Below are 26,548 nucleotides of genomic sequence, written 5' to 3' on the forward strand. Positions count from 1 at the left end.
TCAGGCCCGCAGCTGACCCTTGGCCGGGTCGCCGGCGACCACGGGCGTGAGCATCTTGATGTCGGGGGCGCCGTCGAGGTGTTCGCCGATCTCGCCGAACAGGGCGCCGATGGCGGGTGCGGTGCCGTGCGTCTTGAGTGCTTCCTCGTCGGCCCACTGCTCGACGAACACGAATGTCCGGTCGGTCTCGTGCAGGGAGTACAGCTGGCAGCCGGGCTCGTCGTGGACTGCGGCAATGGCCTTCTTGCAGGATTCGCGCACGGCGTCCACAGACTCGGGCTTGGCGGTGAAACTGGCAATGACGACCACGGGCATCGGGGGGCGCTCCTCGCTGAGATGGGCTGTGACGCCGCTTACATTAGACGTGCTTCATATCGCTGGTGATTCCGGTGCGCTTGTGACCGCTGAGCGGCGACAAGCGCACCGAAATCGCGCTTGGTCGCAGGTTGGCAACAGCCGCCGTGAAATTCGTGTTGCGGATGGTGCAGATGGGGCAGATGCGACTAGTCTTGCGGACATGGCGAACAAGACGGCCGCTCGCTCTGGCGCGCGAACGACCAGGTCAAAGGGTGCTTCGCGACCGGCAAAACCGGCCGCGCCCCGGCGTAAGCCCCCCGCCAAGAAGCGCACCGCATCGCCGGTGGCCTCCGCCGCGGCCGCCAGCGGCCGGGCCGCCCGCGCCACCTGGCTGATGGTGGCCAAGGGTGCCGGCTCGACTGCACGCTCGGTAGGCCGTGCCCGCGACATCGAACCGCACCACCGCCGCGACGGCATCGCGCTGGGCCTGCTGGCCGTCGCCGTCGTCGTCGCCGCCAGTTCCTGGTTCGACGCCGCGCGCCCGGTCGGCGCGTGGATCGACTCCGTGCTGCGGACCTTTGTCGGCGGCGCGGTGGTCCTGCTGCCGCTGGCGTTCGCCGTCATCGCCGTGCTTCTGATGCGCACCGAACCCAACCCGGAGGCACGGCCGCGGCTGATCCTGGGCGTCGCCATGATCACCTTGCCGGTGCTCGGGCTGTGGCATATGTGGTCGGGGGCGCCGCTGGACCCGGCGGCCCGCCAGCATGCCGGTGGATTCATCGGGTTCGCCATCGGGGGACCGCTGTCCGACGGTGTCACGCCGTGGATCGCCACCCCGCTGCTGATCATGGCCGCGCTGTTCGGCGTACTGCTGCTCTCGGGCACCACCATCCGCGAACTTCCCGAGACGTTGTACGCCATGTTCAGCACGCGGGCGCACTACGACGACGACGAGTACGACGATGACGAGCCGCAGGCGGCTCAGCTGGCCGAGCCCGACGACTTCTCCGACGGCTACTACGACGACCCCCGTTCCTACGAGGACGAGGCGGCGTCGTGGCCGGGAACCCCCACGCCGGCTGGCACGCCGTACGACAACTACCCGCTCGACGACGACGCCCCGACCGTCCCCGAGCCCGCGAAGGCACGCCGTAAGAAGCCGGCCGCCCTCAAGGAGTTAGAGGCCCCCAAAGAGGAGACCCCCAAGCAGGACACCAAGGCGCTGGACCGGGTCGTCGAGGGGCCCTACCATCTGCCCCCGCTGGACCTGCTGGTCGCGGGCGACCCGCCTAAGCGGCGCACCGCGGCCAACGATCAGATGGCCGACTCCATCACCTCGGTGCTGCAACAGTTCAAGGTCGACGCCGCTGTCACCGGCTGCACCAGGGGACCGACCGTCACCCGCTACGAGGTCGAACTCGGCCCGGGTGTGAAGGTCGAGAAAATCACTGCGCTGCAACGCAATATCGCCTACGCGGTGGCCACTGAGAGCGTCCGGATGCTCGCCCCGATCCCCGGCAAGTCTGCCGTCGGCATCGAGGTTCCCAACACCGACCGGGAGATGGTGCGCCTGGCCGACGTCCTGACCGCGCCGTCCACCCGTCGCGATCACCACCCACTGGTCATCGGGCTGGGCAAGGACATCGAGGGCGACTTCATCTCGGCCAACCTGGCCAAGATGCCGCACCTGCTGGTCGCCGGCTCCACCGGGTCGGGCAAGTCCAGCTTCGTCAACTCGATGCTCGTCTCACTGCTGGCGCGGGCCACCCCCGATGAGGTGCGGATGATCCTCATCGACCCCAAGATGGTGGAACTCACGCCGTACGAAGGCATTCCGCATCTGATCACCCCGATCATCACCCAGCCCAAGAAGGCTGCCGCGGCGCTGGCCTGGCTGGTCGAGGAGATGGAACAGCGCTACCAGGACATGCAGGCCTCGCGGGTGCGTCACATCGACGACTTCAACGCCAAGGTCCGCTCCGGTGAGATCACCACACCGCTGGGCAGCCAGCGCGTGTACAAGCCCTACCCGTACATCATCGCGATCGTCGACGAGTTGGCCGACCTGATGATGACCGCACCGCGCGACGTCGAGGACGCCATCGTGCGTATCACCCAAAAGGCCCGTGCGGCAGGCATTCACCTGGTGCTGGCCACCCAGCGCCCCTCGGTCGACGTCGTCACCGGCCTGATCAAGACCAACGTGCCGTCCCGGTTGTCCTTCGCCACCTCGTCACTCACCGACAGCCGCGTGATCCTCGACCAGCCGGGCGCGGAGAAGCTGATCGGCATGGGCGACGGATTGTTCCTGCCGATGGGGACCAGCAAGCCGATTCGGTTGCAGGGTGCCTACATCAGTGACGAGGAGATCCAGGCCGTCGTACAGGCCTGCAAGGATCAGGCCGAACCGGAGTACACCGACGGCGTCACCGCCGCCAAACCGTCCGGCGAGCGCAGCGACGTCGATCCCGACATCGGCGACGACATGGACGTCTTCCTGCAGGCCGTCGAACTCGTGGTGTCCAGCCAGTTCGGTTCCACCTCGATGCTGCAGCGCAAGCTGCGGGTCGGCTTCGCCAAGGCGGGCCGCCTGATGGACCTGATGGAAACCCGTCAGATCGTCGGGCCCTCCGAGGGCTCGAAGGCGCGCGAGGTGCTGGTCAAGCCCGACGAACTGGCCGGGACGCTGGCGCTGATCCGCGGCGGGTCCGACGCCAACGGCGCCGATGCGGACGACGAGTTCTAGCGGTTGATTGAGCGCTCACGTCGCATATTGCAGTCAGGAATGCCACGTGAGCGCTCAATCAACTTGCGGCTCTGGTCGACCGGGCTTCCCACGCCCGCTGCACGCGGCTGATGACGTCTGCACGGCGGTGGTCGGCCAGCACGCGCACCACGATCCAGCCAAGTGAGATCAGGTAGTCCTGTCGCTCCACATCGATGGTGTAGGCGGTCCGACTGGTGCGGTGGTGCTCACCGTCGTACTCGACAGCCACCTTGATGTCTGGCCACCCCATGTCCAGAAAGTATCGGCGACCGCACGGTCGCGCGACGGGGATCTGTGTTGTAGGCCGCGGGAAGCCGGCGTTGACGAGATGGAGCCGCAGGTACGTCTCCTGTGGTGACTGCGCGCCGGCGTCGACGGCCGACAGCACGGAAGGCACTCGCCGGACACCTCGTAGATGGGGGTGCGCATCAGCGATCTCGAGGACATCGCTGTCCCGGAAGCGGGTTGCGTTGGCCAGCGCGTCCAGGTCCGCGATGCCGCGGCGGCCGGTAGCCCGCCGCGCGAGATCGAATGCCGTTCGGGTGATCGTTGTGACGGGTAAGCCGCCGCGGTGCGTGAGCTCGGAGGCCAGCAGTGTCTCGCGGCGGGTGACAATCCCGCGAGGGCAACGATTGTTGGTGAAGTTGAGCTCGATCGGAATGTCAGGATCGACCCATCGCGCACCGTGCAGCACCGCTGCCGCGCGGCCGGTGACCGTCGCCTGCCGCCCCGACCACAGCCAGGCCGCTTCGGTGCGGTCCAGAAGTGTCAGGGCTCCGCGCGGCGCGTAAACATCAGGGAACAGGCGCTGATGGGTGTTCGCGAGCTGATAGCGGTTCACCCGCCCAGCCGCCAACGCCTCGCTGCCGACGAACACCCGCGTCATGGTGCCCAACGCTGCCAGCCGACTCACGTGCCCGCTGTCGGCTATCCACAACCTCACTCATTGAGCGTTGAAGGCTGCGAAAGCGTCACCGATCGCTGCGCCGGCGCTCACTCAACGCGGTCAGAGGATCAACAGCATCCGGGTGTTGCCGAGGATGTTCGGCTTCACATAGCTCAGGTCGAGGAACTCGGCGACACCGATGTCATACGAGCGGCACATCTCTTCGTAGACCTCGGCAGTGACGGGCGTGCCCTCGATCTCGCTGAAACCGTGCCGCCCGAAGAACTCGGTCTCGAAGGTCAGAACGAACAGCCGCTGCAGCTCGAGTTCCCTGGCAACCTCGAGCAGACGCAGCACGATCGCGTGACCCACCCCGGTGCCCTTGACCTTGGGGTCCACGGCGACCGTGCGGACCTCGCCCAGATCGGCCCACAGCACGTGCAGGGCGCCGCAGCCGACGACCTCTCCGCCGAGCTCGGCGACCCAGAACTCCTGGACCGCCTCGTACAGCGTCACGAGGTTCTTCTCCAGCAGGATCTTGCCGGCATAGGTATCGACGAGGCGCTTGATGTCGGGGACGTCTGAGGTGCGGGCACGGCGCACCACCACACCGATGGTGCTGGTCTGTTCGGGCCACTCGCTCACGGGTGCAGAGTATCGGGCGCGGAGCGCCCGACTGCCAACCGATATTGTGATTCCCGTGTCGGGACAAACCCCAAGCGGTCCAGCGGTCCCGCGTGTACGAGTCGCCAACCTCGCCAACTTCCTCACTGGTATCAGGCTGGTCCTGGTCCCGGTCTTCCTGCTCTTCCTGTTCGCCGGCGACGGGCACGAATCAGCCAGCCGGATAACCGCCTTCGCGATTTTCGCGGTCGCTGTGATCACCGATCGGCTCGACGGTTCACTGGCCCGCGCCTACGGCCTGGTCACCGAATTCGGCAAACTGGCTGATCCGATCGCCGACAAGATGCTCATCGGCGCCGCGCTGATCGGGCTGTCGATGCTCGGCGACCTCCCATGGTGGGTGACCATCGTGATCCTGGCCCGTGAGATCGGAATCACCCTGCTGCGTTTCGCGGTGCTACGCCGCGGGGTGATCCCGGCCAGCCGCGGCGGCAAGCTGAAGACCCTGGTCCAGGCGGTCGCGATCGGGTTGTTCGTGCTGCCGCTGCACAACTGGTCGGCCGCGTGGCTGACCGTGGCCTGGGTGGTGATGTGGGCGGCGATCGTGCTGACCGTGGCCACCGGCATCGACTACGTCGTCTCGGCGGTGCGGGACTCGCGGACCCGATCCGCAGGCCAGTGAACTGGCCGGCAACGGTCAGTTCAGCGCCATTGGGAGCCATCGGGAACCAAACGGGACCTTCCTGACGTTTCAGTGGTGGCTGCTACTGATGGAGGAGGACAGCCTGATGGCGGTATTGCTGCGCGAGGTCGTCGGTGACGTGCTTCGCGATGCCCGGACCTCGCAGGGACGCACTCTTCGTGAGGTCTCCGATACAGCGCGAGTCAGCCTCGGCTATCTCTCCGAGGTTGAGCGTGGTCGCAAAGAGGCCTCCAGCGAGCTGCTGGGTGCCATCTGCACCGCGCTCGATGTCCCGCTGTCGCAGGTCTTGACCGACGCCGGACAGAAGATGGCCGTCCGCGAGCGGATCGCCACGCTGACCGCCGTGCCGAACGAGCCCGTCGTCGACATGGCGACCAAGGTGGTCATTCCGCACACCGTTGCAATGGCTGTTGCCTGACCTGTTGACCTGCCGACATGCCGTAAGGGTGTGGTCGGACATCGCGAACCGATAAATTGGGCAACGATCACCGAATGCGGCACTCACTACGAAGGCGGAGCTACTGATGGCCAATCCGTTCGTCAAGGCATGGAAGTACCTGATGGCGCTCTTCAACTCCAAGGTTGACGAGTATGCCGATCCCAAGGTGCAGATCCAGCAGGCCATCGAGGAGGCGCAACGCACCCACCAGGCGCTGACCCAGCAGGCCGCCCAGGTGATCGGCAACCAGCGTCAGCTCGAGATGCGGCTCAACCGCCAGCTCGCCGACATCGAGAAGCTTCAGGTCAACGTCCGCCAGGCCCTGACCCTGGCCGACCAGGCCGTCGCCGCCGGTGACGCCGCCAAGGCCACCGAGTACACCAACGCCGCCGAGGCGTTCGCGGCGCAGCTGGTCACCGCCGAGCAGAGCGTCGAGGACCTCAAGACCCTGCACGACCAGGCGCTGCAGGCAGCTGCCCAGGCCAAGAAGGCCGTCGAGCAGAACGCGATGATGCTGCAGACCAAGATCGCCGAGCGCACCAAGCTGCTCAGCCAGCTCGAGCAGGCCAAGATGCAGGAGCAGGTCAGTGCCTCGCTGCGGTCGATGAGCGAGATCGCCGCCCCCGGCAACACCCCCAGCCTCGACGAGGTGCGCGACAAGATCGAACGTCGCTACGCCAACGCGATGGGCGAGGCCGAACTGGCCCAGAACTCCGTGCAGGGCCGGATGCTGGAAGTCCAGCAGGCCAGCGTGCAGATGGCCGGCCATTCCCGGCTCGAGCAGATCCGGGCGTCCATGCGCGGCGACGCTTTGCCGACTGCGGGCGCGTCCGGGGTCTCCGCCGCACCGGCCACCCCGGCCAGCACCCCCGAACCCGAAAAACCCCTCGGACAGTAGGAGGCGAACTTCTCGATGGCGGTCACACCCGACAAGCCGGGCTTTTTCTCGCGGCAGTGGCATTCCACGCTGCAGCGGGGGATCGACACCGCCAGCGAGTACGCCGACGTGGCAGCGCAGAAACTCAGCGCCGCCGCTGATCCCCGTGCCCGGTTGCTGCGCAAGCGGCGGTGGGCGTTGCGCTTCGGTGTCTTCTTCTCCTTCGCCACGGCACTGTGGATCTTCGTCACCGGCTTGCTGGCGACGTGGAACACCCCGGTGTGGGCGCTGCTGATCACCGGGGTGATCGCTGCGGGCGCCGCGGTGCCGGCCACCCTGTTCCTGTTGCGCTACCGGTTCCTGCGCGGTGAGCCGTTGCCGCCGCAACGTGCGCTCAGCGGCCGCCGGATGCCGCCGCACGGCTCGGCGGCGCGGCCCTCGATGTCGGCGCTGGGCGCCTCGGAGCGCGGCCTGCATTCCCTGCTCGGTGTTCTGCAACGCGGAAACATGTTGCCGCCGGAGGAGATTCGTGAGCTGACCGCAGCGGCCAACCACAGTGCGGCGACCATGGCCGCCACCGCGGCCGAGGTGGTGTCGATGGAACGTGCCGCGCTCGAGACGCCGAATTCACGGCAGTATCTGGCGCCGACCATCAACGCGTTCACCGCCCAGCTCAATACCGGGGTGCGGCAGTACAACGAGATGGTGACCGCTGCAGCTCAACTGGTCTCCGCGGCGAACTCCGGTTCACTGTCGAGTTCGCCGATGTCGGCGCAGCGCTACCGCACCGAGCTGTCGGGCGCCACCGATCGGCTGCTCGGCTGGTCGCAGGCCTTCGACGAACTCGGCCAGCTGCGCCGGGCCTAGAGGCGCGGGCGCAGGGACGGCACGACCGCCCCGAGGATGCCGCGGGCGAATGCCTTGGTGAAGTCGAACATGTCGAAGTAGTCCCGCCACAGCGTGATCCGGCCGTTGTGGACCTCGAACACGCCGCACACCCAGAACTGCAGCCGCACCGGCCCCACAACCAGCACGTCGGTGCGCTCGGTGAGCACTGACGCGCCGTTGACAGCGATCCGGTGGATCTTGACCTCGAAGCCCAGGAACGGACGCTGCATGCCCCGGAACAGCTTGATGGCGCGGGCGCGGCCGTGGATGGTGGGGAAGCCGACGTTCTCGTAGACCAGGTTGGCGTCGAGTTGGGCGCCCGCGGTGTCGAGATCCTTGTCCTCGAGGGCGGCCAGGAAGACCTCGACGGTATGGGCGTTGTCGACGTCGGTGCTCACGTTCGCGGTCTGCTCGGTCATGTAGGCCAGGGTAGGCGTGCCGGCTGTGGCAGGGTAGGCCGATGCGAGTGGCGGTGGTGGCAGGCCCCGATCCGGGCCACGCGTTTCCCGCGATCGCGCTGTGTCTGCGGTTCGCCGCCGCCGGTGACCAGGCCGTTCTGCTCACCGGAACCGAGCGCCTCGAGGTTGCCCGGGCCGCCGGAGTGGAGGCGGTCGAGCTCGCCGGTCTGGATCCCGTCGAAGGCGACGACGACAACGACGCCGGTGCCAAGATTCACCACCGGGCCGCCCGGATGGCCGTCCTCAACGTGCCGGTGTTGCAGCAGCACCGGCCCGATCTGGTGGTCTCCGATGCGATCACCGCGTGCGGGGGGATGGCCGCCGAGCTCATGGGCATCCCCTGGGTCGAGCTCAGCCCGCATCCGCTCTACCTGCCGTCGCGGGGGCTTCCGCCCATCGGCAGCGGCCTGGCTCCCGGCACCGGCCTGCGTGGGCGGGTGCGCGACACGATCATGCGCGCGCTGACGGCCAGGTCGTTGCGTGACGGCGAGCGCCAGCGTGGCGCCGCCCGGGTCGCGATCGGGCTACCGGCCGGTGATCCGGGTCCGCTGCGTCGCCTGATCGCCACCTTGCCGGCACTGGAGGTGCCGCGACCGGACTGGCCGGCCAACGCCGTCGTCGTCGGTCCACTGCATGTCGAACCCACCTCGGCCGTGCTGCCGATCCCGCCCGGTGCCGGGCCGGTGATCGTCGTGGCCCCCTCGACGGCCACCACCGGTGCCGAAGGGCTGGCCGAGCTGGCGCTGGGGCACCTGATCCCCGGGCAGACGCTGCCCGCCGGGTCGCGGGTGGTGATCTCGAGGCTGGCCGGCGGGGACGTTGAGGTGCCGCCGTGGGCGAGCGTGGGCCTGGGCCGCCAGGACGAGCTGCTCAGCCACGCCGATGTGGTGGTCTGCGGGGGAGGCCACGGCATGCTGTCCAAGACATTGATGGCCGAAGTTCCGATGGTGGTTGTGCCCGGCGGTGGCGATCAGTGGGAGCTGGCCAATCGTGTTGTGCGCCAAGGCAGTGCCCGGCTGATCCGGCCACTGACCGCCGAATCGCTGGTCGCCGAGCTTGGCGAGGTGCTGTCCTCGTCGCGCTATCGGGACGCGGCCAGGCGGGCGGGGGAGAGCATCACAGGGGTCGCCGATCCGGTACGGGTGTGCCACGAATCGGTGGCTGGGTAAGTTGATGGCGTGCGGCTGACGGAATTCAACGAACTCGTCGAGGCGCAGTTCGGCTCGGTTCGCGGCTCCTCCCTGGTGGTGGACCACGTGCTGACCAAACTGGGCGGGCGGACCGCCGAGCAGGCTCTCGAGGCCGGTGTGGAGCCCCGCGAGATCTGGCGGGCGCTGTGCGCCGATTTCGACGTGCCCCGCGACCAGTGGTGACGCCGACCTGTTCATCGCGACACGCGGCGTGCCTCACTTGCCCTCGAACACATGTTCGTTATTGTGATCGGAGTTCGACCGTCCCAGTTTTGTCGGTGCCTTGTCCTAGCGTCACGGCCAACTGACCAACACCGGTCAACCGAACACCGGAGAGAACGGAGCCCCCCATGGCGCAAGCCCCTGATCGCGAGAAAGCCCTTGAACTCGCGCTCGCGCAGATCGAGAAGAATCACGGCAAAGGCTCGGTGATGCGCCTCGGTGACGAGGTCCGTCAGCCGATCTCAGTCATCCCGACCGGCTCCATCGCCCTGGATGTGGCGCTGGGCATCGGCGGCCTGCCTCGCGGCCGCATCATCGAGATCTACGGCCCGGAATCCTCGGGTAAGACCACCGTCGCACTGCACGCGGTGGCCAACGCCCAGGCGGCCGGCGGCATCGCGGCGTTCATCGACGCCGAGCACGCCCTGGATCCCGAGTACGCCGCCAACCTCGGCGTGGACACCGACTCGCTGCTGGTCAGCCAGCCCGACACCGGTGAGCAGGCGCTCGAGATCGCCGACATGCTGATCCGCTCGGGCGCCATCGACATCATCGTCATCGACTCGGTGGCCGCTCTGGTGCCCCGCGCCGAGATCGAGGGCGAGATGGGGGACAGCCACGTCGGCCTGCAGGCCCGGTTGATGAGCCAGGCGCTGCGCAAGATCACCGGCGCCCTGAGCAACTCGGGCACCACCGCGATCTTCATCAACCAGCTGCGCGAGAAGATCGGCGTGATGTTCGGCTCGCCCGAAACCACAACGGGTGGTAAGGCATTGAAGTTCTACGCCTCCGTGCGTCTGGACGTGCGCCGCATCGAGACGCTCAAGGACGGCACCGACGCGGTGGGCAACCGCACCCGCTGCAAAGTGGTCAAGAACAAGGTGTCCCCGCCGTTCAAGCAGGCCGAGTTCGACATCCTCTACGGCAAGGGCATCAGCCGTGAGGGTTCGCTCATCGACATGGGCGTCGATCAGGGCTTCATCCGCAAGTCCGGGTCGTGGTTCACCTACGAGGGTGAGCAGTTGGGCCAGGGCAAGGAGAACGCCCGCAACTTCCTCATCGAGAACCCCAACGTGGGCAACGAGATCGAGAAGAAGATCAAAGAAAAGCTCGGTATCGGTGCGGTGATCACCGATGGCGCCGCCGTCGATGACGTTCTGCCCGCCCCAGTCGACTTCTGACAAGCGCGGTGAGCAGGCGCACGCGTTGTGCCTGCGTCTGCTCACTGTGCGGTCGCGGACGCGTTCCGAGCTGGCCGGCCAGCTGACCAAGCGAGGCTATCCCGAGGATGTCTCCGAGTCGGTGCTCGACCGGTTGGCCGCTGTCGGGCTGATCGATGACGCCGACTTCGCCGAGCAGTGGGTGCGGTCCAGGCGGGTGCGATCCGGAAAAGGTAAGCGCGCCTTAGCTTCTGAGCTGCGTACCAAGGGTGTCGATGACGATGTCATCGCCACCGCGCTCGCGGATATCGACGCCGACACCGAGCGGCGGCTGGCCGAGGAGTTGGTGGAGCGCAAGCTGCGCCGGGAGGCTCTCTCCGACACCGACGACACCAAGGTGATCCGACGACTCGTCGGCATGCTGGCCCGGCGCGGCTACAGCCAGAACATGGCGGTTGCGGTGGTCAGGGACGGGCTGGCCGCAGAGCGGGAGCGCCGCCGGGTCTGATCACGCCGGCAGGGCGAATCGCCTCACCAGCTCAGGACCAGGCCGCGACGGTTGTCCCGGGTGGGCGTGATCTCTCCGACGTGCGGGGCGCGGGTCTGGGGCACCGCCTTGATCGACACGCTGCCACTGGTCTCGCACCTGACGTGACTGCCCGCATCGTGACAGGTCTGCCGGGCATCGGCGACGGGCGCCGAAACCAGCGACGCGATAACGATCGCCGCCATCAGCAGCGGGCTCTTCCCTCGTACGGTCATGCGGAAATTCCTCTCGCGGGGCATCGGTTCTGGGGTCGCAGCCGATCTCGTCATGGGCAGGCCGATACGAGAATCCGGGCACCCGGGTCGAAGCTGGCATTTGCCTGCGCAGCGTGCGCGAAGGCGTCGTCACGCGCGGCCTCCACGGTAGGCCCGGCGCCACCGGACACCACTCCGGTGTCGTCCGAACCGACGGAGACCACGCACAGGCTGTCGTTGGTGACCTCGTCGCGGCTGCACTCCTGGGCACCGGACTGCTGGCAGGCTGCGATCACCGCCGCTGACGCTGACTCGTTGGTGGGCCCACTGGCCGAAAAGCCGGTCAGCGCACCGTTGAGTACACCTGAGCCGACGGCCTGCGAGATGTCGCCGACCTGCTCGACGGCGCCGTCCGGGCCGCCAGCCCACGCCGTACCGACCGATAGCGTGGCCACGACGGCGCCGATGGCGAAGATCGTAGATGTCTTGCGATTGAGGGCCATTCGGGTCCTGTCTTCGTCCAGCGGATGAACTGTCACTGTAGCCGCGAGTCTGGGTGCCTATCGCGAATTCGGACCGCACCCGTAGGCTTTCGTGAATGCGGATCTCGGTCAAGCTCGCACCCACCTTCGACTACCCCGAACTCGAACAGTTCTGGCGGAGCGCCGACGAACTCGGCTTCGAGGCGGTGTGGAACTACGACCACTTCTACGGTCTGGTCGAGAACACCAAACCGACGCATGAGGGGTGGACGACGCTGGCCGCGATGGCGGTGGTGACACGCCACGCCCGAATCGGCTGCATGGTGACCGGTGTGACGTACCGCAACCCGGCGATCCTGGCCAAGATGGCAGTCACCGTCGACCACATCAGCGGCGGCAGGCTGGATTTCGGCATCGGTGCGGGCTGGCATGAGGCCGAGCACCGCGGCTACGGCATCGATTTTCCCAGTCCCGGAACGCGTGTCGCGATGCTCGATGAAGCGCTGACGGTCATCCGCCGGCTGTGGACCGAGGAGTCGGTCACCTTCGAGGGCCGCTTCTACACCCTCGCCGACGCGATCTGCGAACCCAAACCACTTCAGCGTCCGCATCCACCGATCATCATCGGCGGGTCACAGCCCAAGATGTTGCGCGTCATCGCCCGGCACGCCGACGAGTGGAACATGCCCAGTCATCAGGGCCCGCAGGAGTGGGGCGAGGCCAGCGGCCGGCTGTCCGAAGCGTGCGCCGAGGTCGGCCGCGACCCCGCCGAGGTCCGTCGCTCGGTTCAGCTGTTCCTGCATCCGCGTGAACCCGAGCAGGTCGACAGCCAACTCGACTTACTTTCGCACTACGAGGAACTCGGCTGCCAGCACGCCGTGCTGTCGTTCTACCAGCCGCCGTCGGTCGAGCTGCTGAAGCGGTGCGCACAGCTGCGTTAGCGGCAGCGGAATCCAGAGGACGTCGACGTGGCGGTTAGCGCTCAATCGGGGCGTTCTGCGATGCGGGTGGTTATCGCAGTCGCGGTGGTCGTAGCCGGCGTGATCGTGGCATTCGTGCTCGGACTTGTCGTTCTGCTGCTCGCCGCCCGTCTCGTCACGGCGCCTTGGGTTTTCGTCGGCGCAGGCTTCCTCGCACTTGTTGCGGGCGGCCTGGTGACCATCCTCGCGGTTGGCAAGATCCTCCGGCTCAATGGCACGTGGCGATCGACCCTTTGTCTCTGCCTCGGCCTGGCGATGATCGCGGCGATCACCGCTCAGTGCACCATCTTCGACAGATTCCCGTCGATGCCGGTCGAGCCCGATCCGCCGGGAGTCCAATACTGGTCGATTCCCGACGGCCGGCTTGCTTACTACCACCTGTCGGCGGCCCCCACGTCCGGCAGGCATGCACCTGTCGTTTTCCTGCACGGTGGCCCGGGGACGCCCGGTGAGGGGTTGCCAATGGGCAGTGTGGAACTGGCTGCACACGGCTACGACGTCTACTCCTACGACCAACTCGGAGCGGGCCGTTCCTCCCGATTGCGTGACGTCACCCACTACACCGTCGAGCAGGCTGTGGACAACCTCGATCAGGTGCGACGCGCGATCGGCGCCACGAAGATGATCTTGATAGGACGGTCCTGGGGCGGCTCGTTGCTCGCCCAGTACGTGGCGCGTCACCCCGATCGCGTCGAGCGGGCGGTCTTCGTCACGCCCGGCACGATCTGGGGTGGGCTCGACGAGGACGTCGGCGAACCGTGGCCGACACGCGACGCTGCGGACCGGCGCGAGTACGAAAAACTCACGGGACGAACCCGAACTCTGCTGCAAAGTCTTCTGCTTGGAGTCAGCCCCAACGCGGCCCACGCCTTCGTACCGGACCGAGAAGCTGACAGCTGGATGCGGGCAGTGGCCCTGACCGGGCGCAGCGCGACCGCGTGTTCTGGCCTGCCCCGGGCCCCGGCTCACCGTAACCTGCAGGGCTTCTACAGCAATCAGATGCTCGTCGCGGATTTCGGCACCGCCGCTGACCCCCGGCCCGCTCTAGCGCAGGTGCATGTCCCAGCACTCATCATGGCGGCACAATGTGATTTCGTCCGCTGGCCGGTCACGCGACGCTACGTCGACGCCATCCCTGGAGCAGTGCTCGTTCCCGTCGGCAATGCAGGACATGGAATTGCCGACGATCAGCCGGCGCTGTTCACCCGTCTGATCACGGAGTTCATCACCGGCCAGCCCCTGGAGTCGCCACCATGGCGCTCGCCTGCGGATCCGTGGACCAGTCCGCCGGGCCACTGAACATGCAGCGGGGATGGCAGCCAACCGAATTGGCCGACTGTCAGAACCCTGGGATGGGCCGACCCTCGCCGGTCTCACCGGTGTGCGCGTGAGCCCGAAATACCGCCGTGATCTCGGCGACCCTGCGGTCGGCGCGCAGCTGCTCGAAGGTCTGCGGCAACGGCAGCCGCCAGTTCGGGTACTCGTCGATGGTGCCGGGCAGGTTGGGCTGGCGTGCTTCACCGATCACGTCGTAGGGTGAGACGAACTTCACCCGGCTTGGAGTCGACGCCAGGAAGCGATGCATCGCGACCACGATCGCGGCGTCGTCGGACTCGGCTGAGGCCAGCAGCCCCTCGGAACACAACAGCGCGACCCACTCCGCACGCTGACTCGCGGCTGATCGCTGCTCGGCCGCGACGTCGTCGAGCAGTCCCAGCTCTGCCCGCGCGCGCACATGTTCGCCCTTGAGGAATCCCGACGCGGTGGGCAGGTCGTGGGTGGACAGACTCGCCGCGGCGCGCGCGGGCCACTTCGCCGACGGCAACAACGGTTGCTCCGGGTCGGACTCGTCGCGCACAAACCAGGAGACCGCCGACCCCAGCATCCCGTTGGCCGCCAGCGCCTCGGTCACCTCCGGCTCCACCGTGCCCAGATCCTCACCGACGACGACCGCACCGGCGCGCTGCGCCTCCAGCGCCAGCACCGCGAGCATCACCTCGGCGTCGTAGTGCACGTAGGTACCCCGGTCCGGGGTATCGCCCGGCGGGATCCACCACAGCCGCCACAGCCCGGCCACGTGGTCGATCCGCACACCGTCGGCGTGGGAAAGGATGGCACGCAACATCTCCCGCAGCGCGCCGTAGCCGGTGGCGGCCAGCCGGTCCGGTCGCCACGGCGGCAGTCCCCAGTCCTGGCCGGGCGGGGTGAAGTTGTCCGGCGGCGCACCGACACTCACCCCGGTGGCCAACACGTCGGACAGCGCCCACGCATCGGCCCCGTCGGCATCGACTCCGACGGGCAGGTCGTGCAGCACCCCGAGCGCCATCCCGGTGTCTCGCGCGGTGTCCCGCACCGCCCTGAGCTGTTCGGCGCACTGGGACTGCACCCAGGCGTGAAAGGCGATCCGGGGAGCCAACTCTCGCCGGGCCGCCGCCACGGCCGCGCCCGCTGCGTCGCGCAGCGGCACCGGCCAGCGCGACCAGCGCCCGCCGTGACGTTCGGCGAGTGCACAGTAGGTGGCCCAATCGGCCAGTCCCGCGCCACCCGGTGAGTCATCCAGCGGGTCCGGCCGGCCCTCGTCACGCCAAAGGATCTCCAACGCAGCGCGTTTGGCCGACCACACCAGATCGTGGTCGATCCGGGGGGTTGTCGCCGACACCCGTAGCGCGTCGACTTCCGCGCGACTATCCGGGGTGGCATGCCGGTAGACGTCGAGGTCTTCGATGCGCAACGCCAGCGGGTTGGCGAATCGGCGGCTCGACGGGGTGTAGGGGGAGGGCTGCACCGGATGGGTCGGGCCGGGCGCGTGCAGTGGATTCAGCAGAACAGCGCCCGCACCGTGTTCGGCGGCGGTCCAGTCGATGAATTCACGAAGGTCGCCCCAGTCGCCGATACCCCACGACTTCGCCGACCGCATCGCATAGAGCTGCAGCATCCATCCCCAGGTCGCCGGGGCCACCGGCACCTGCGGGGGAGCCACGACCACGGTGGACTGCTGCCCGTCACGGGTGTGCAGGTGATACCACCCGGTCGCCATCCCGGCGGGAAACTCGTCGCGCACCTCGGTCTGCTCGCCGTCCTCGTCGACCAACAGCGCTGCCCCCGGTAGCGACCGCGCCTGCCCGTCCGCCCGCACCGCGATGGTCGGTGCCAGCGCACCCGCATCGGCATGCTGCGCCAGCGTATCCAGCTCAACGCGCCGGGCGGCTTCGGTACCGGCATCGACGTCGAGCAGGCCCAGCACCCGGGTCACCACATCGGCGTCGACCTGCACCGTCTCGCGTCGTTCGTTGCGGTAGGACGTGGCGACCCCGTGTGCGGCGGCCAGCCGGCGCAGATCCTCGGGCACCGGTTTCGGGCGCGGAAGCATCCTGTTCCTATACCCCGGGCGTCATCCTTCACACGCCCGGGCGCCACCGTCAGTCGCCAGGCTCCAGTTCGGCTTGCGCATGCATCGGCGCGGGCCCGCGCTTGGAGCGGCGCAGCCGCCGTTCGAGCCGGGTCGCAGCCGCCGACAGTGCGAAGTTCGCGCTGATCATCAGCACGGCGATGACGATCAGTGCGGGCACGTAATTGCCGTACGACGATCCGACTACCGTGCCCTGGCGCACCATCTCGACGTAGGTGATCTGGTAGCCGATCGCGGTGTCCTTGAGCACCACCACCAGCTGGGAAACCAGCACCGGCAGCATCGCGGTGACCGCCTGCGGCAACAGGATCGAGCGCATGGTCTGACCCCACGTCAGGCCCAGCGACGCGGCCGCCTCGCCCTGGCCGCGGGGAAGCGAAGCGACACCGGAACGGACGATCTCGGCGATGACTGCCCCGTTGTAGAGGGTCAAGCCGGTCACCACACCGGCCAGGGCCAGGTGCTTGGACGGGAAGGTGTCGTAGAGAGCGAACAGGAAGTACGCGAAGATCATCATGATCAGCACCGGAACGGCGCGGAAGAACTCCACGATGACCGCACATGCCCAGCTGACCGCGCCGATGCGCGACATCCTGCCCACGCCGAGTGCGAAACCGAGGACGACCGCCAGCACGATCGACAGCCCCGCCGCGATGAGCGTGCCCTCGATGCCCGGCAGCACATAGGTTTTCCAGAGGTTGGCCGTCAGGAACGGCTCCCACTTGGCCGCGGTCAGCTGCCCCCTGCTGGCCAGCCTGGCGATCACCACCCACGCCACGAGTGCGACGATCAGGATCGTGACGCCCGAGATGATCCGGTTGCGGATCCGCGCGCGGGGTCCCGGTGCGTCGAAAAGAATTGAGGCTGTGCTCATCTGGACACTGCCAGGCGCTTGCCGAGCCAGCCGAACAACAGCCCCGTCGGCAACGTCAGGACGACGAAGCCCAACGCGAAGATCGAGCCCACCGTCAGCAGCGCCGCGGTGTTCTCGATCATCTCCTTCATGAGCAGCGCCGCCTCGGCCACTCCGATCGCCGACGCGATCGTGGTGTTCTTCGTCAACGCGATCAGCACTGAGCCCAGCGGAATCAGCACTGAACGAAATGCCTGTGGCAGCAGGATTATTCGCAGGTTCTGCCCGAACGTGAAGCCCAGCGATCGGGCGGCTTCGGCCTGGCCCAGCGGCACAGTGTTGACCCCGGAGCGCACCGTCTCACAGACGAACGAGGCGGTGTAGACCGTCAGCCCGAGCACCGCCAGCCGAAAGTTGCTGTCCTCGATCGAGGTCAGCGACTTCGGGTCGACCAGTGTGATGCCCAGGGTCTGCGCCAGACCGAAGGAACAGAACAGGATGATCAGCGTCAGCGGCGTATTGCGAACCACGTTGACGTAGGACGTACCCAGCCAGTTGAGCATCGGCACCGGAGCCAGCCGCATCGCGGCCAGCACCGTACCGAGGATCAGCGCGCCGACCGCCGAGAACACCGTCAGCTGGATGGTGGTCCAGAACGCCTCGAAGATCTGGGGGCGATACTCGCTGAAGACCTCCACGCTGTCGCTAGTCTCAGCAGGCGTCCGGCACGGGCGGCGCCGGCGTGGCGATGCCGGCCGGGCCGAGGTTCTTGTCGAACGCCGCCTTCCAGGCGCCGTCGGCTTCCATCTTCTTGAGCGCGTCGGTGATCTTGGTGCACAACGCGGTGTCACCCTTCTTCAGCCCGATGCCGTAGCGCTCCTCGGAGAACGGCTTGCCGACGATCTTGAACGCCCCCGGCGTCTGCGCGGCGTAGCCGGCCAGGATCACCTCGTCGGTGGTCACGGCGTCGATCGCGCCGTTCTTGAGGGCCTCCACGCAGGCGGAGTAGGTGTCGTACTGCTGCAGCTGCACGCCCGGGTACTTGTCCTTGATCCGCTGGGCCGGCGTCGACCCGCTGACCGAGCACAGCTTCTTGCCGTTCTGCAGGGACTCGGGACCGGTGATGTCACTGTTGTCGGCCTTGACCAGCAGACTCTGCCCGGTGAGTAGATACGGCCCGGCGAAGCTGACCTTCTCCTTGCGGGAGTCGGTGATCGAGTACGTCGCGACGATGAACTTCACCTGGTCGTTCTGGATCAGGGTCTCGCGCTGCGCGGACGGCGATTCCTTCCACTCGATCTTGTCCTCGGGGTAGCCGAGTTCCTTGGCGACGTACTTGGCGACGTCGACGTCGAAGCCGCTCAGCGTGCCGTCGGGGTTCTTCTGACCCAGCCCCGGCTGGTCGAACTTCGTGCCGATGACGATCTTGTCGTCACCGCCGCCGCCACCGCCGCATGCGGTCGCGGCAAACGGTAGCGCGACGGCCAGTACGGCCGCACCGATGAGACGCCATGAGGTGGAACGCATATCGGGTGTTCCTTTCGCCTTAGTGGTTGAGGATCTTGCCGAGAAAATCTTTCGCCCGTTCCGAGCGCGGACTATCGAAGAACTCATCGGGCACGGCGTCCTCGACGATGGCGCCGTCGGCCATGAACACCACCCGGTTGGCGGCCCGCCTGGCGAAGCCCATCTCGTGGGTGACCACCACCATCGTCATACCGTCGGCGGCCAGCGAGGTCATCACCTCCAGCACCTCGTTGACCATCTCGGGGTCCAGGGCACTGGTGGGTTCGTCGAACAGGATCACCTTCGGGTTCATCGCCAGCGAGCGGGCAATCGCCACCCGCTGCTGCTGACCGCCGGAGAGCTGAGCCGGGTATTTGTCGGCCTGATTGGCCACGCCGACACGTTCCAGCAGGGCCATCGCACTCTCGCGCGCCTTGTCCTTGCCGACTTTGCGGACCTTCAGCGGTGCCAGGCTGACGTTGTCCACGATCGTCTTGTGGGCGAACAGGTTGAAGGACTGAAAAACCATGCCGACGTCGGAGCGCAGCGCGGCCAGCTTGCGTCCCTCGGCGGGAAGTTCCTCACCGTCGATGGCGATGGTGCCGGTGTCGATGGTTTCGAGGCGATTGATGGTGCGGCACAACGTGGATTTACCGGATCCCGACGGCCCCAGCACCACGATGACCTGGCCGCGGTCGACCTCGAGGTTGATGTCTTTGAGTACGTGCAGGTCACCGAAATGCTTGTTGACGCCCTTGATCGAGATCATCGGCTGCTCGCCGTTGCGTCCCATACATTCAGACCATACCCAGGTAACCCTCAGTTTGCCCGCCGTTGGCGGATTCAAGCGATTTCTCCACGCCACCACCTGCTCCGTACGATGAGGTTCGTGACATCGGTGCTGACCCAGGGCTCTGCAGCGGGCGATCCTGCCCGCTCGTCGGCCGGACGCAGCTACCAGGTGCGCACCTACGGCTGCCAGATGAACGTCCACGACTCCGAACGGTTGGCCGGTCTGCTGGAGGCCGCCGGCTATCGCCGCGCCGCCGAGGGCGAAGACGCCGACGTCGTGGTGTTCAACACCTGCGCGGTGCGGGAGAACGCCGACAACAAGCTCTACGGCAACATCAGCCACCTGGCACCGCGCAAGCAGGCCGACCCGGACATGCAGATCGCCGTTGGTGGCTGCCTGGCCCAGAAGGACCGTGAGGGCCTGCTCAAGAAGGCCCCGTGGGTCGACGTGGTGTTCGGCACCCACAACATCGGGTCGCTGCCGGCGCTGCTCGATCGGGCCCGGCACAACCGCGAAGCCCAGGTCGAGATCGCCGAGTCGCTGCGGGAATTCCCCTCGACATTGCCCGCTGCCCGCGAATCAGCTTATGCAGCTTGGGTTTCCATCTCGGTCGGCTGCAACAACACCTGCACCTTCTGCATCGTGCCCGCGCTGCGCGGCAAGGAGGTGGACCGTCGCCCCACCGATATCCTGGCCGAGGTGCGCTCGCTGGTCGACCAGGGCGTGCTCGAGGTGACCCTGCTCGGCCAGAACGTCAACGCCTACGGGGTGTCGTTCGCCGCCGGCGAGCGCTTGCGCGAGTCGCCGATGGCACTGTCGGACACCCCCCGCGACCGCGGCGCGTTTGCCGCGCTGCTGCGCAGCTGCGGTGACATCGACGGGCTCGAGCGGGTCCGCTTCACCTCGCCGCACCCGGCCGAGTTCACCGACGACGTCATCGAGGCGATGGCACAGACCCCCAACGTCTGCCCCGCGCTGCACATGCCGCTGCAGTCCGGCTCGGACCGGGTTCTGCGGGCGATGCGCCGCTCGTATCGCGCCGAGAAGTACCTGGGCATCATCGAGCGCGTCCGGGCGGCCATGCCGCACGCCGCGATCACCACCGACATCATCGTCGGCTTCCCCGGCGAGACCGAGGACGACTTCGCCGCCACCCTCGAGGTGGTGCGCGCCGCCCGCTTCGCGGCGGCATTCACCTTCCAGTACTCCAAGCGGCCCGGTACCCCGGCCGCCGAACTCGACGGACAGTTGCCCAAAGCCGTTGTGCAAGAACGGTATGAGCGGCTGATCGAACTGCAGGAGCAGATCTCCTTCGAGGAGAACGCCGCCCAGATCGGTGCGGAGGTGGAGCTCCTGGTGGCCACCGGCGAGGGCCGCAAGGACGCCAGCACCGCACGAATGAGCGGCCGGGCCCGCGACGGCCGGCTGGTGCACTTCAGCCCAGGGGACACGCAGGTACGCCCGGGAGACATCCTCACCACCACCGTCACCGGCGCGGCTCCGCACCACCTGATCGCCGACGCGCCGCTGCTCAGCTACCGGCGCACCCGCGCCGGGGACGCACATGCCGCGGGCCAGCGACCGCGCACCACCGGGTTGGGCCTGCCCTCGGTGGGCAGACCGGCCGCGGGCGAACCGACGGGATGTGGGCAATGAACGACTTCGAGTCCTACCGCGACGAGATCGAGGCCGCCGAGCGCAAGGTAGCCGGCGAGATCCAGCCCGGAGCCCGCGCCCTGGTCGTGGCGATCCTGGTGTTCGTCCTGTTGGTGTCGCTGATCCTGCCGCACACCGGTGGCGCCCGCGGGCTCGACGTCCTGGTCGGCAACGACAAGGCCATCAGTGTCGGCATCGCCCTGCCGTCGCGGATATTCACCTGGCTCGCACTGGTTTTCGGCGTCGGCTTCTCCATGCTGGCGCTGCTCACCCGACGGTGGGTATTGGCCTGGTTCGCCCTGATCGGCTGCGGTCTGGCCAGTGCCCTCGGGATGCTTGCGGTGTGGTCGCGCCAGACTGCCACCCATGGTCACCCCGGCCCGGGTATCGGTCTGGTCCTCGGGTGGATCACCGTGATCCTGTTGGCGTTTCACTGGGCCCGGGTGGTGTGGACCCGCACCGCGGTCCAGCTCGCCGCCGAGGACCAGCGCCGCCGCGAAGCCGCCGAACGCCAGTCCCGGTCACTGCTCGACGACGTCGACCGCCGCGAACGCGGGGATCAACCGCCGCCGCCCACCGAAACCGGCGCGTCTTAGCGCTTCTTGCCCAACGCCTCGACCGCGGCTTCAGCCCATTGCCGCCACTGCTCGGCGCTGGCCCTGGCCTCGGCGGCCTCCTTGGTGCGCCCGGCCGCCTCGGCCTTCTCGGCCTGCTTCTCGAACTGCTCGACGCGGGCCCGGAACTGCTCGGCGCGGGCCTGAGCCTGCGGGTCGGTCCATCCCGAGTCCGCGGCATCGCGGAACTTCTTCTCCACCGCGCGCAGCCGTCGCTCCAGGTCGGCCTGTCGCTCCCGGGGCACCTTGCCGATGGCGTCCCATTTGTCGGTGATCGTGCGCAGCGCGGAGCGCGCCGCCTCCACGTTGGAGACGTCGAGCTTTTCCGCCTCGGCCAGCAGCGCCTCCTTGGCGGTGGCGTTGGCCGTGAACTCGGCGTCTCGTTCGGCGCTGATGGCGTTGCGCGCGGAGAAGAAGGTGTCCTGTGCGGACTTGAACCGGTGCCACAGGGTGTCATCGACGTCCTTGGCCGCTCGGCCCGCCGCCTTCCACTGCGTCAGCAGGTCGCGGAACGCCGCCGCGGTGGCGGCCCAGTCGGTGGAATCCGACAGCTCCTCAGCCCGCTCACACAGCTTCTCCTTGGCCTGCTTGGCTCCGGCGCGTTCACGGTCGAGTTCGGCGAAGTGCGAACCCCGCCGCCGGTTGAACGTCTCGCGGGCCGCCGAGTACCGCTTCCACAGGGCGTCGTCGGTCTTGCGGTCCAGACCGGTGATGGTGCGCCACTCGTCGAGGATCGCGCGCATCCGATCGCCTGCCGCCTTCCACTGGGTGGAGTTGTTGGCCAGTTCCTCGGCCTCGGCGGCCAGGGCCTCTTTGCGGGCGGCTTGCGCGGCGCGGTGCTCGTCGCGCCGCGCCCGGTCGGCCGCGGCGGTCTCCTCAGCGTGGTCGCGGATCGCGCCCAGCCGATCGGCCAGTGCGTCGATGTCACCGAGAACGCTTGCGGTAGGCAGTGTTTCGGCCAGGGCGGCAGCGGCGGCCTTGATCTTGCGGGCGTCGCCGGTCCCGGAGGCCAGCCGAGTCTCCATCAGGGTGACCTCGGTGGCCAGGTCCTCGAAACGCCGCCCGAAATGGGCGTAGGCGGCCTCGGTGTCGCCGGCCTGCCAGGACCCGATGGTCCGTTCACCGGCGGAGGTGATCAGCCAGACGGTTCCGTCGTCGTCAACGCGGCCGAACCGGTGCGGGTCACTGGTCGGCGGTGCGACTACGGCGGTGGCCGGCGGGTGCGGGCGGGGCACCGGCCGGGCAGGACCCGGTCGGGGAACCGGCTTGGGAGTTTCGCCGCCGTGGGGTTCGTCGATCGTCATGAGCTCGCGTTACCTACCCTCCGCGCGGTAGTTCCCGCGCACCTGCCGCGCGACGCGGCGCCAATGCTGCCTGGACGAAAGGCCGGCCACTTTCAGGCCAGCCTTCCTCGAAGGTATTGAACCAGGTCGGTCCCTGACTTGCCCCCGGGTTCGCCGGTCCCGCTTGCACGCCGGCGCTGCGGCCGGGCAGTCTGGCTTCTCCGACGACCGGGGAGAGACCATGGGCAAGGCAGAAATCGCCACCATTTTCGCCCTGTGCGCGGCGTTGTGCATCGCGATAGGCGACGTCATCCAGCAGCGCTCGGCCCAGACCGTCACCGACGAGCCCGTCGGCCACGTCGCGCTGTTCCTGCATCTGCTCAAGGACTGGAAGTGGTGGCTGGGCAGCCTGGTCGCCGGGGGCGGCTTCGTGTTCCAGGCCGCCGCGCTCGGGTTCGGCTCGGTGCTGCTGGTTCAGGCCCTGATGGTGACCTCGCTGCTATTCGCGCTGCCGATCAGCGCCCGCTACGCCGGTCGCGCCGTGACCCGCTGGCAGTGGATCTGGGCGGTGCTGCTGGCCGGTGCCGTGGCCGTCATCGTGACCGTCGGCAACCCCACCGAGGGCCAGTCGCGGGCGGGCTGGGAGCTGTGGGCGTGGGTGATCGCCACGCTGGGCCCGGTGCTGGCGCTATGCCTGGTGGGTGCGCGGGTGCTGGCCGGGAGGTCGGCCGCTGCGGCGCTGCTGGGCGTGGTCTCCGGCTCACTGTGGGGCCTGTTCGCGGTGCTCACCAAGGGTGTCGTGGACCGGTTGGCCGACGGGATCTGGGCGGTGCTGAAAACTCCCGAGCTGTATCCGTGGGCGGTGGTGGCCGTCGCGGCAACTGCCCTGCAACAGTCGGCCTTCCGGGCCGGGTCGCTGGCAGCTTCACTGCCCGCGGTGACGGTCAGTGAGCCGATGGTGGGTTCGATCCTGGGTGTCTTCGTCCTGGGCGAGACGTTGCGGCCCGGCGAGGCCGGCTGGCTGGTCCTGATCGCCGCCGTGGTGGTGATGGTGGCGGCCACAGTGGCGCTGGCCCGCGGCGAGGTCGTCTCGGGACAGCCCGCGGCGGCACCTGGCGCAGACGCGGGACGCTAGCGTGTGTGGCGTGTTGACGGCCATCGCAGTGACCCCGTCCGCGCCGGTTCTGGTTCCCCAGCTTGCCGGCGCGGCTGCCGCGGAGGTCACCGCCTTCCGTGACGCCGCTCTGGCCGCGGCCGCCGAACTGCCCGACCGGTGGTTCGTGATCGGCGTCGCCCCGGTCGGCGCGGTCATCGAGCCGGACACCTCCGGCACATTCGCCGGGTACGGCGTCGACGTCCCGGTCGCGCTGTCACCGGATGCGCCGCACACGGTCAGTGCACTGCCGCTGTGCGCGCTGTTCGCCGGCTGGTTGCGTGGGCAGGTCAATCCCGCCGCCCGCGCCGACGTGCGCGTCTACGCCGCCGACCTGGACGTCGCGGCCGCGCTCACGGCGGGCCGGTCGCTGCGCGCTGAACTCGACGCCGTCGAGGGTCCGGTCGGGGTGCTGGTGGTCGCCGACGGCGCCAACACACTCACGCCGCCGGCCCCCGGCGGCTACGACCCGGACGCCGAGCCGGTCCAGGCTGCCCTCGACGACGCCCTGGCCACCGGTGACACCCTTGCGCTCGCGGAGTTACCCGACAGCATCGTCGGACGGGTGGCCTATCAGGTCCTGGCCGGGTTGGCCGGGCCCGGGCCACGCTCGGCCCGTGAACTGGTGCGCGGCGCGCCGTATGGCGTGGGGTACTTCGCTGGCGTCTGGACCATGACCGAGTGATCAGACCGATCGCCGTCATCGGTCCGACCGGCACCGGAAAGTCGCAGCTGGCGTTGCAGGTCGCCGAACGGCTCGCCGGGCAGATCCGCGTCGAGATCGTCAACGCCGACGCGATGCAGCAGTACCGCGGGATGGACATCGGCACCGCCAAGCTCAGCGTCGCCGAACGCCACGGCGTCCCGCATCACCAACTCGACGTCCTCGACGTCACCCAGACCGCGACCGTCGCGCGCTACCAGCAGGCTGCGGTCGCCGATGTCGAGGCCATCGTGAACCGCGGCGCGGTGCCGGTGATCGTCGGCGGCTCGATGATGTACATCCAGTCGCTGCTCGACGACTGGGCGTTCCCGGCCACCGACCCGCAGGTGCGGGCGCGCTGGGAGCAACGGCTTGCCCAGGTCGGGGTGGCCGCGCTACACACCGAACTCGCTGAGCGTGACCCGGCGGCCGCGGCGGCGATCCTGGCCACCGACGGGCGCCGGATCGTGCGGGCGTTGGAAGTCGTCGAACTGACCGGCCAGCCGTTTGCCGCCTCCGCGCCGCGGATCGGTGCGGCGCGCTGGAACACGATGATCGTCGGATTGGATTGGGACACTGCGGTTCTCGATGAGCGGCTGGCGCAGCGCACCGACGCGATGTTCGACGCCGGTCTGGTCGAGGAGGTCAGCTCGCTGCTGGAGCATGGGCTCCGCGACGGCGTCACCGCGGCCAGGGCCCTGGGCTATGCGCAGGTGATCGCCGCGCTGGACGCCGGAGGTGCCGCCGAACACATCGCGCAAGCCCGTGAGCTGACCTTCATCGGAACCCGCCGCTACGTGCGTCGTCAGCGGTCGTGGTTTCGTCGCGACCACCGGATCCGCTGGCTCGACGGGTCGGCGCCCGGGCTCGCCGACGAGGTGATCGCCCAGTGGCGCGACGTATCCTGAACGCGTGGTGACATTCGCCAAGGGGCACGGTACGCAGAACGACTTCGTGCTGCTGCCCGACCTCGACGCACGCCTGGACCTGGCACCTGCCGTGGTCGCCGCGCTGTGCGACCGGCGCCGCGGTCTGGGCGCCGACGGCGTGCTGCGGGTCACCACCGCCGGGGCCGTGGTGGCCGCCGGCGTGCTCGATCGGCTGCCCGACGGTGTCGAGGCCGGCGATTGGTACATGGACTACCGCAATGCCGACGGCTCGTTCGCCCAGATGTGCGGCAACGGAGTGCGGGTGTTCGCTCACTACCTGCGGGCCGGCGGGTTCGAGGCGCGCGACGAGTTCGTCGTCGGATCGCTGGCCGGTCCGCGTCCGGTGGTCGTGCACCGCGCCGATGCCGTTGACGCCGAGGTCACCGTCGAGATGGGCAAGGTCAACCGGCTCGGTGTCGGAACCGCGACCGTCGGCGGCCGGACCTTCACCGGTGTCGGAGTCGACGTCGGCAACCCCCATCTGGCCTGCCTGGACCCGGATCTCACCGAGGCCGAGCTGGCCGCCCTGGACGTCGCCGCGCCCGTGCAGTTCGACCACGGTCAATTCCCCGAGGGCGTCAACATCGAGGTGCTGACACCGCCCACCCTCATTCCCGAGTCGCTGCGCTCCGGCCCGCCGGCCGACGGCGCGGTGTCGATGCGGGTGCACGAGCGCGGGGTCGGCGAGACCCGCTCCTGTGGCACCGGCACGGTCGCCGCCGCAGTCGCGGCGCTGGACCACCTGGGTGCGCCGACCGGTGTGCTGCGGGTTCGGGTTCCCGGCGGCGAGGTCAGCGTGGAAGTCACCGACACCACCAGCTTCCTGCGCGGCCCGTCGGTGCTGGTGGCCCACGGTGAAGTGGCCGACGCGTGGTGGGCGGCGCAGCTCTGAGCGCGCTGGGCACGTTATTGAGGTGCGCGACGTTGTGTGGGCG

Annotated in this window: 29 protein-coding genes; 17 read left to right on the top strand and 12 right to left on the bottom strand. The window is 68.2% G+C overall.

Annotated features, from left to right (window positions below; translation table 11 throughout):
• Positions 1 to 315 carry a putative quinol monooxygenase gene (locus OG976_RS23595; RefSeq protein ID WP_328354453.1) on the bottom strand — a complete coding sequence of 105 codons (315 nt, stop codon included), beginning with the start codon at positions 313 to 315 and terminating at the stop codon, positions 1 to 3.
• A 202-nt stretch (positions 316 to 517) separates the two neighbouring features.
• On the opposite strand from OG976_RS23595, the gene OG976_RS23600 reads away from it, so the two are divergent.
• Positions 518 to 3,043, top strand: coding sequence for an FtsK/SpoIIIE family DNA translocase (locus OG976_RS23600; protein ID WP_328354456.1), 2,526 nt, complete (start codon positions 518 to 520; stop codon positions 3,041 to 3,043).
• A gap of 58 nt (positions 3,044 to 3,101) precedes the next feature.
• On the opposite strand, the gene OG976_RS23605 is transcribed toward OG976_RS23600, so the two are convergent.
• Both OG976_RS23605 and OG976_RS23610 read right to left on the bottom strand, forming a co-directional pair.
• On the bottom strand, positions 3,102 to 3,950 hold the full coding sequence (locus OG976_RS23605) for an endonuclease domain-containing protein (RefSeq protein ID WP_328363936.1): 849 nt from the start codon (positions 3,948 to 3,950) through the stop codon (positions 3,102 to 3,104).
• A gap of 120 nt (positions 3,951 to 4,070) precedes the next feature.
• Entirely contained in the window at positions 4,071 to 4,565 is a 495-nt protein-coding gene (locus OG976_RS23610; protein WP_328363938.1) for an amino-acid N-acetyltransferase, read from the bottom strand.
• 85 nt (positions 4,566 to 4,650) lie between these two features.
• Between OG976_RS23610 and pgsA the strand changes: the two genes are divergently transcribed.
• From pgsA to pspM, 4 genes are all read left to right on the top strand, one after another.
• Positions 4,651 to 5,256: a CDP-diacylglycerol--glycerol-3-phosphate 3-phosphatidyltransferase gene (gene pgsA / locus OG976_RS23615; protein WP_328354459.1), complete on the top strand. Its 606-nt coding sequence runs from the start codon at positions 4,651 to 4,653 to the stop codon at positions 5,254 to 5,256.
• 106 nt (positions 5,257 to 5,362) lie between these two features.
• Positions 5,363 to 5,695 (top strand): transcriptional regulator ClgR, encoded by a 333-nt coding sequence (gene clgR / locus OG976_RS23620; protein ID WP_328363940.1) that lies wholly within the window; start codon positions 5,363 to 5,365, stop codon positions 5,693 to 5,695.
• A 106-nt stretch (positions 5,696 to 5,801) separates the two neighbouring features.
• Entirely contained in the window at positions 5,802 to 6,614 is an 813-nt protein-coding gene (gene pspA, locus OG976_RS23625) for a phage shock protein PspA (RefSeq protein ID WP_328354462.1), read from the top strand.
• Positions 6,615 to 6,629: 15 nt separating this feature from the next.
• Positions 6,630 to 7,460, top strand: a complete 831-nt coding sequence (pspM, locus tag OG976_RS23630; protein ID WP_328354464.1) for a phage shock envelope stress response protein PspM — start codon at positions 6,630 to 6,632, stop codon at positions 7,458 to 7,460.
• Here the strand turns inward: pspM and OG976_RS23635 are convergent.
• Positions 7,457 to 7,900 (bottom strand): limonene-1,2-epoxide hydrolase family protein, encoded by a 444-nt coding sequence (locus tag OG976_RS23635; RefSeq protein WP_328354467.1) that lies wholly within the window; start codon positions 7,898 to 7,900, stop codon positions 7,457 to 7,459. The genes pspM and OG976_RS23635 overlap by 4 nt on opposite strands.
• Before the next feature lie 41 nt (positions 7,901 to 7,941).
• Between OG976_RS23635 and OG976_RS23640 the strand changes: the two genes are divergently transcribed.
• The 4 genes from OG976_RS23640 to recX all read left to right on the top strand — a co-directional run bounded on the left by OG976_RS23640 (position 7,942) and on the right by recX (position 11,019).
• Positions 7,942 to 9,108, top strand: coding sequence for a glycosyltransferase (locus OG976_RS23640; RefSeq protein ID WP_328354470.1), 1,167 nt, complete (start codon positions 7,942 to 7,944; stop codon positions 9,106 to 9,108).
• Positions 9,109 to 9,117: 9 nt separating this feature from the next.
• On the top strand, positions 9,118 to 9,312 hold the full coding sequence (locus OG976_RS23645; RefSeq protein ID WP_328354472.1) for a DUF3046 domain-containing protein: 195 nt from the start codon (positions 9,118 to 9,120) through the stop codon (positions 9,310 to 9,312).
• Positions 9,313 to 9,479: 167 nt separating this feature from the next.
• A complete protein-coding gene (gene recA, locus OG976_RS23650; RefSeq protein WP_328354475.1) occupies positions 9,480 to 10,532 on the top strand; it encodes a recombinase RecA in 1,053 nt (350 codons plus the stop codon).
• On the top strand, positions 10,501 to 11,019 hold the full coding sequence (gene recX / locus OG976_RS23655; protein WP_328363942.1) for a recombination regulator RecX: 519 nt from the start codon (positions 10,501 to 10,503) through the stop codon (positions 11,017 to 11,019). The genes recA and recX overlap by 32 nt, the downstream gene beginning before the upstream one ends.
• 23 nt (positions 11,020 to 11,042) lie before the next feature.
• On the opposite strand, the gene OG976_RS23660 is transcribed toward recX, so the two are convergent.
• Positions 11,043 to 11,273 (bottom strand): hypothetical protein, encoded by a 231-nt coding sequence (locus tag OG976_RS23660; protein ID WP_328354478.1) that lies wholly within the window; start codon positions 11,271 to 11,273, stop codon positions 11,043 to 11,045.
• Positions 11,274 to 11,323: 50 nt separating this feature from the next.
• The gene (locus tag OG976_RS23665) at positions 11,324 to 11,755 is read right to left on the bottom strand and encodes a DUF4189 domain-containing protein (RefSeq protein WP_328354480.1); all 432 of its coding nucleotides are present in this window, start codon (positions 11,753 to 11,755) and stop codon (positions 11,324 to 11,326) included.
• Between the two features lie 95 nt (positions 11,756 to 11,850).
• On the opposite strand from OG976_RS23665, the gene OG976_RS23670 reads away from it, so the two are divergent.
• A complete protein-coding gene (locus OG976_RS23670; protein WP_328354483.1) occupies positions 11,851 to 12,675 on the top strand; it encodes an LLM class F420-dependent oxidoreductase in 825 nt (274 codons plus the stop codon).
• A 60-nt stretch (positions 12,676 to 12,735) separates the two neighbouring features.
• On the top strand, positions 12,736 to 14,013 hold the full coding sequence (locus tag OG976_RS23675) for an alpha/beta fold hydrolase (RefSeq protein WP_328354486.1): 1,278 nt from the start codon (positions 12,736 to 12,738) through the stop codon (positions 14,011 to 14,013).
• A 40-nt stretch (positions 14,014 to 14,053) separates the two neighbouring features.
• Here OG976_RS23675 and OG976_RS23680 read toward each other — a convergent pair whose 3' ends face one another.
• Genes OG976_RS23680 through OG976_RS23700 form a run of 5 tightly spaced genes read right to left on the bottom strand, consistent with a single transcriptional unit; the run spans position 14,054 to position 19,251 of the window.
• Positions 14,054 to 16,084, bottom strand: a complete 2,031-nt coding sequence (locus tag OG976_RS23680) for a 4-alpha-glucanotransferase (protein ID WP_328354488.1) — start codon at positions 16,082 to 16,084, stop codon at positions 14,054 to 14,056.
• Positions 16,085 to 16,133: 49 nt separating this feature from the next.
• Positions 16,134 to 16,997 carry an amino acid ABC transporter permease gene (locus OG976_RS23685; protein WP_328354491.1) on the bottom strand — a complete coding sequence of 288 codons (864 nt, stop codon included), beginning with the start codon at positions 16,995 to 16,997 and terminating at the stop codon, positions 16,134 to 16,136.
• Complete coding sequence (locus OG976_RS23690; protein WP_328354494.1) at positions 16,994 to 17,674, bottom strand: amino acid ABC transporter permease; 681 nt, start codon at positions 17,672 to 17,674, stop codon at positions 16,994 to 16,996. Before OG976_RS23690 ends, OG976_RS23685 begins: the two co-directional genes overlap by 4 nt.
• Before the next feature lie 13 nt (positions 17,675 to 17,687).
• Complete coding sequence (locus OG976_RS23695; RefSeq protein ID WP_328354496.1) at positions 17,688 to 18,503, bottom strand: glutamate ABC transporter substrate-binding protein; 816 nt, start codon at positions 18,501 to 18,503, stop codon at positions 17,688 to 17,690.
• Between the two features lie 19 nt (positions 18,504 to 18,522).
• Positions 18,523 to 19,251: an amino acid ABC transporter ATP-binding protein gene (locus tag OG976_RS23700; protein WP_328363944.1), complete on the bottom strand. Its 729-nt coding sequence runs from the start codon at positions 19,249 to 19,251 to the stop codon at positions 18,523 to 18,525.
• A gap of 111 nt (positions 19,252 to 19,362) precedes the next feature.
• Here OG976_RS23700 and miaB point away from each other — a divergent pair, with 111 nt between their 5' ends.
• Both miaB and OG976_RS23710 read left to right on the top strand, forming a co-directional pair.
• Positions 19,363 to 20,931, top strand: coding sequence for a tRNA (N6-isopentenyl adenosine(37)-C2)-methylthiotransferase MiaB (miaB, locus tag OG976_RS23705; protein ID WP_442930377.1), 1,569 nt, complete (start codon positions 19,363 to 19,365; stop codon positions 20,929 to 20,931).
• Positions 20,928 to 21,527: an Rv2732c family membrane protein gene (locus OG976_RS23710; RefSeq protein WP_442930378.1), complete on the top strand. Its 600-nt coding sequence runs from the start codon at positions 20,928 to 20,930 to the stop codon at positions 21,525 to 21,527. The genes miaB and OG976_RS23710 overlap by 4 nt, the downstream gene beginning before the upstream one ends.
• Here OG976_RS23710 and OG976_RS23715 read toward each other — a convergent pair.
• Positions 21,524 to 22,849, bottom strand: a complete 1,326-nt coding sequence (locus OG976_RS23715) for a DUF349 domain-containing protein (RefSeq protein ID WP_328354504.1) — start codon at positions 22,847 to 22,849, stop codon at positions 21,524 to 21,526. The two genes, OG976_RS23710 and OG976_RS23715, sit on opposite strands and share 4 nt — an antisense overlap.
• Before the next feature lie 220 nt (positions 22,850 to 23,069).
• Here OG976_RS23715 and OG976_RS23720 point away from each other — a divergent pair, with 220 nt between their 5' ends.
• The 4 genes from OG976_RS23720 to dapF are packed head-to-tail and all read left to right on the top strand — an operon-like array spanning position 23,070 to position 26,505.
• Complete coding sequence (locus tag OG976_RS23720; RefSeq protein ID WP_328354506.1) at positions 23,070 to 23,963, top strand: DMT family transporter; 894 nt, start codon at positions 23,070 to 23,072, stop codon at positions 23,961 to 23,963.
• Positions 23,964 to 23,973: 10 nt separating this feature from the next.
• Positions 23,974 to 24,666 (top strand): hypothetical protein, encoded by a 693-nt coding sequence (locus OG976_RS23725; protein ID WP_328354508.1) that lies wholly within the window; start codon positions 23,974 to 23,976, stop codon positions 24,664 to 24,666.
• The gene (gene miaA, locus OG976_RS23730; RefSeq protein WP_328363946.1) at positions 24,666 to 25,592 is read left to right on the top strand and encodes a tRNA (adenosine(37)-N6)-dimethylallyltransferase MiaA; all 927 of its coding nucleotides are present in this window, start codon (positions 24,666 to 24,668) and stop codon (positions 25,590 to 25,592) included. The genes OG976_RS23725 and miaA overlap by 1 nt, the downstream gene beginning before the upstream one ends.
• Positions 25,593 to 25,599: 7 nt before the next feature.
• Complete coding sequence (dapF, locus tag OG976_RS23735) at positions 25,600 to 26,505, top strand: diaminopimelate epimerase (protein WP_328363948.1); 906 nt, start codon at positions 25,600 to 25,602, stop codon at positions 26,503 to 26,505.
• Positions 26,506 to 26,548: the final 43 nt, after the last annotated feature.

This window comes from Mycobacterium sp. NBC_00419 (assembly GCF_036023875.1).
Lineage (GTDB): Bacteria > Actinomycetota > Actinomycetes > Mycobacteriales > Mycobacteriaceae > Mycobacterium.

Excerpts from the sequence above, each read along its gene's own strand:
- OG976_RS23595 (WP_328354453.1), bottom strand. The coding sequence starts at position 315 with ATGCCCGTGGTCGTCATTGCCAGTTTCACCGCCAAGCCCGAGTCTGTG.
- OG976_RS23600 (WP_328354456.1), top strand. The coding sequence starts at position 518 with ATGGCGAACAAGACGGCCGCTCGCTCTGGCGCGCGAACGACCAGGTCA.
- OG976_RS23605 (WP_328363936.1), bottom strand. The coding sequence starts at position 3,950 with ATGACGCGGGTGTTCGTCGGCAGCGAGGCGTTGGCGGCTGGGCGGGTG.
- clgR (WP_328363940.1), top strand. The coding sequence starts at position 5,363 with ATGGCGGTATTGCTGCGCGAGGTCGTCGGTGACGTGCTTCGCGATGCC.
- pspA (WP_328354462.1), top strand. The coding sequence starts at position 5,802 with ATGGCCAATCCGTTCGTCAAGGCATGGAAGTACCTGATGGCGCTCTTC.
- pspM (WP_328354464.1), top strand. The coding sequence starts at position 6,630 with ATGGCGGTCACACCCGACAAGCCGGGCTTTTTCTCGCGGCAGTGGCAT.
- OG976_RS23635 (WP_328354467.1), bottom strand. The coding sequence starts at position 7,900 with ATGACCGAGCAGACCGCGAACGTGAGCACCGACGTCGACAACGCCCAT.
- OG976_RS23640 (WP_328354470.1), top strand. The coding sequence starts at position 7,942 with ATGCGAGTGGCGGTGGTGGCAGGCCCCGATCCGGGCCACGCGTTTCCC.
- recA (WP_328354475.1), top strand. The coding sequence starts at position 9,480 with ATGGCGCAAGCCCCTGATCGCGAGAAAGCCCTTGAACTCGCGCTCGCG.
- recX (WP_328363942.1), top strand. The coding sequence starts at position 10,501 with ATGACGTTCTGCCCGCCCCAGTCGACTTCTGACAAGCGCGGTGAGCAG.
- OG976_RS23660 (WP_328354478.1), bottom strand. The coding sequence starts at position 11,273 with ATGACCGTACGAGGGAAGAGCCCGCTGCTGATGGCGGCGATCGTTATC.
- OG976_RS23665 (WP_328354480.1), bottom strand. The coding sequence starts at position 11,755 with ATGGCCCTCAATCGCAAGACATCTACGATCTTCGCCATCGGCGCCGTC.
- OG976_RS23670 (WP_328354483.1), top strand. The coding sequence starts at position 11,851 with ATGCGGATCTCGGTCAAGCTCGCACCCACCTTCGACTACCCCGAACTC.
- OG976_RS23675 (WP_328354486.1), top strand. The coding sequence starts at position 12,736 with ATGCGGGTGGTTATCGCAGTCGCGGTGGTCGTAGCCGGCGTGATCGTG.
- OG976_RS23680 (WP_328354488.1), bottom strand. The coding sequence starts at position 16,084 with ATGCTTCCGCGCCCGAAACCGGTGCCCGAGGATCTGCGCCGGCTGGCC.
- OG976_RS23685 (WP_328354491.1), bottom strand. The coding sequence starts at position 16,997 with ATGAGCACAGCCTCAATTCTTTTCGACGCACCGGGACCCCGCGCGCGG.
- OG976_RS23695 (WP_328354496.1), bottom strand. The coding sequence starts at position 18,503 with ATGCGTTCCACCTCATGGCGTCTCATCGGTGCGGCCGTACTGGCCGTC.
- OG976_RS23700 (WP_328363944.1), bottom strand. The coding sequence starts at position 19,251 with ATGATCTCGATCAAGGGCGTCAACAAGCATTTCGGTGACCTGCACGTA.
- miaB (WP_442930377.1), top strand. The coding sequence starts at position 19,363 with ATGAGGTTCGTGACATCGGTGCTGACCCAGGGCTCTGCAGCGGGCGAT.
- OG976_RS23710 (WP_442930378.1), top strand. The coding sequence starts at position 20,928 with ATGAACGACTTCGAGTCCTACCGCGACGAGATCGAGGCCGCCGAGCGC.
- OG976_RS23715 (WP_328354504.1), bottom strand. The coding sequence starts at position 22,849 with ATGACGATCGACGAACCCCACGGCGGCGAAACTCCCAAGCCGGTTCCC.
- OG976_RS23720 (WP_328354506.1), top strand. The coding sequence starts at position 23,070 with ATGGGCAAGGCAGAAATCGCCACCATTTTCGCCCTGTGCGCGGCGTTG.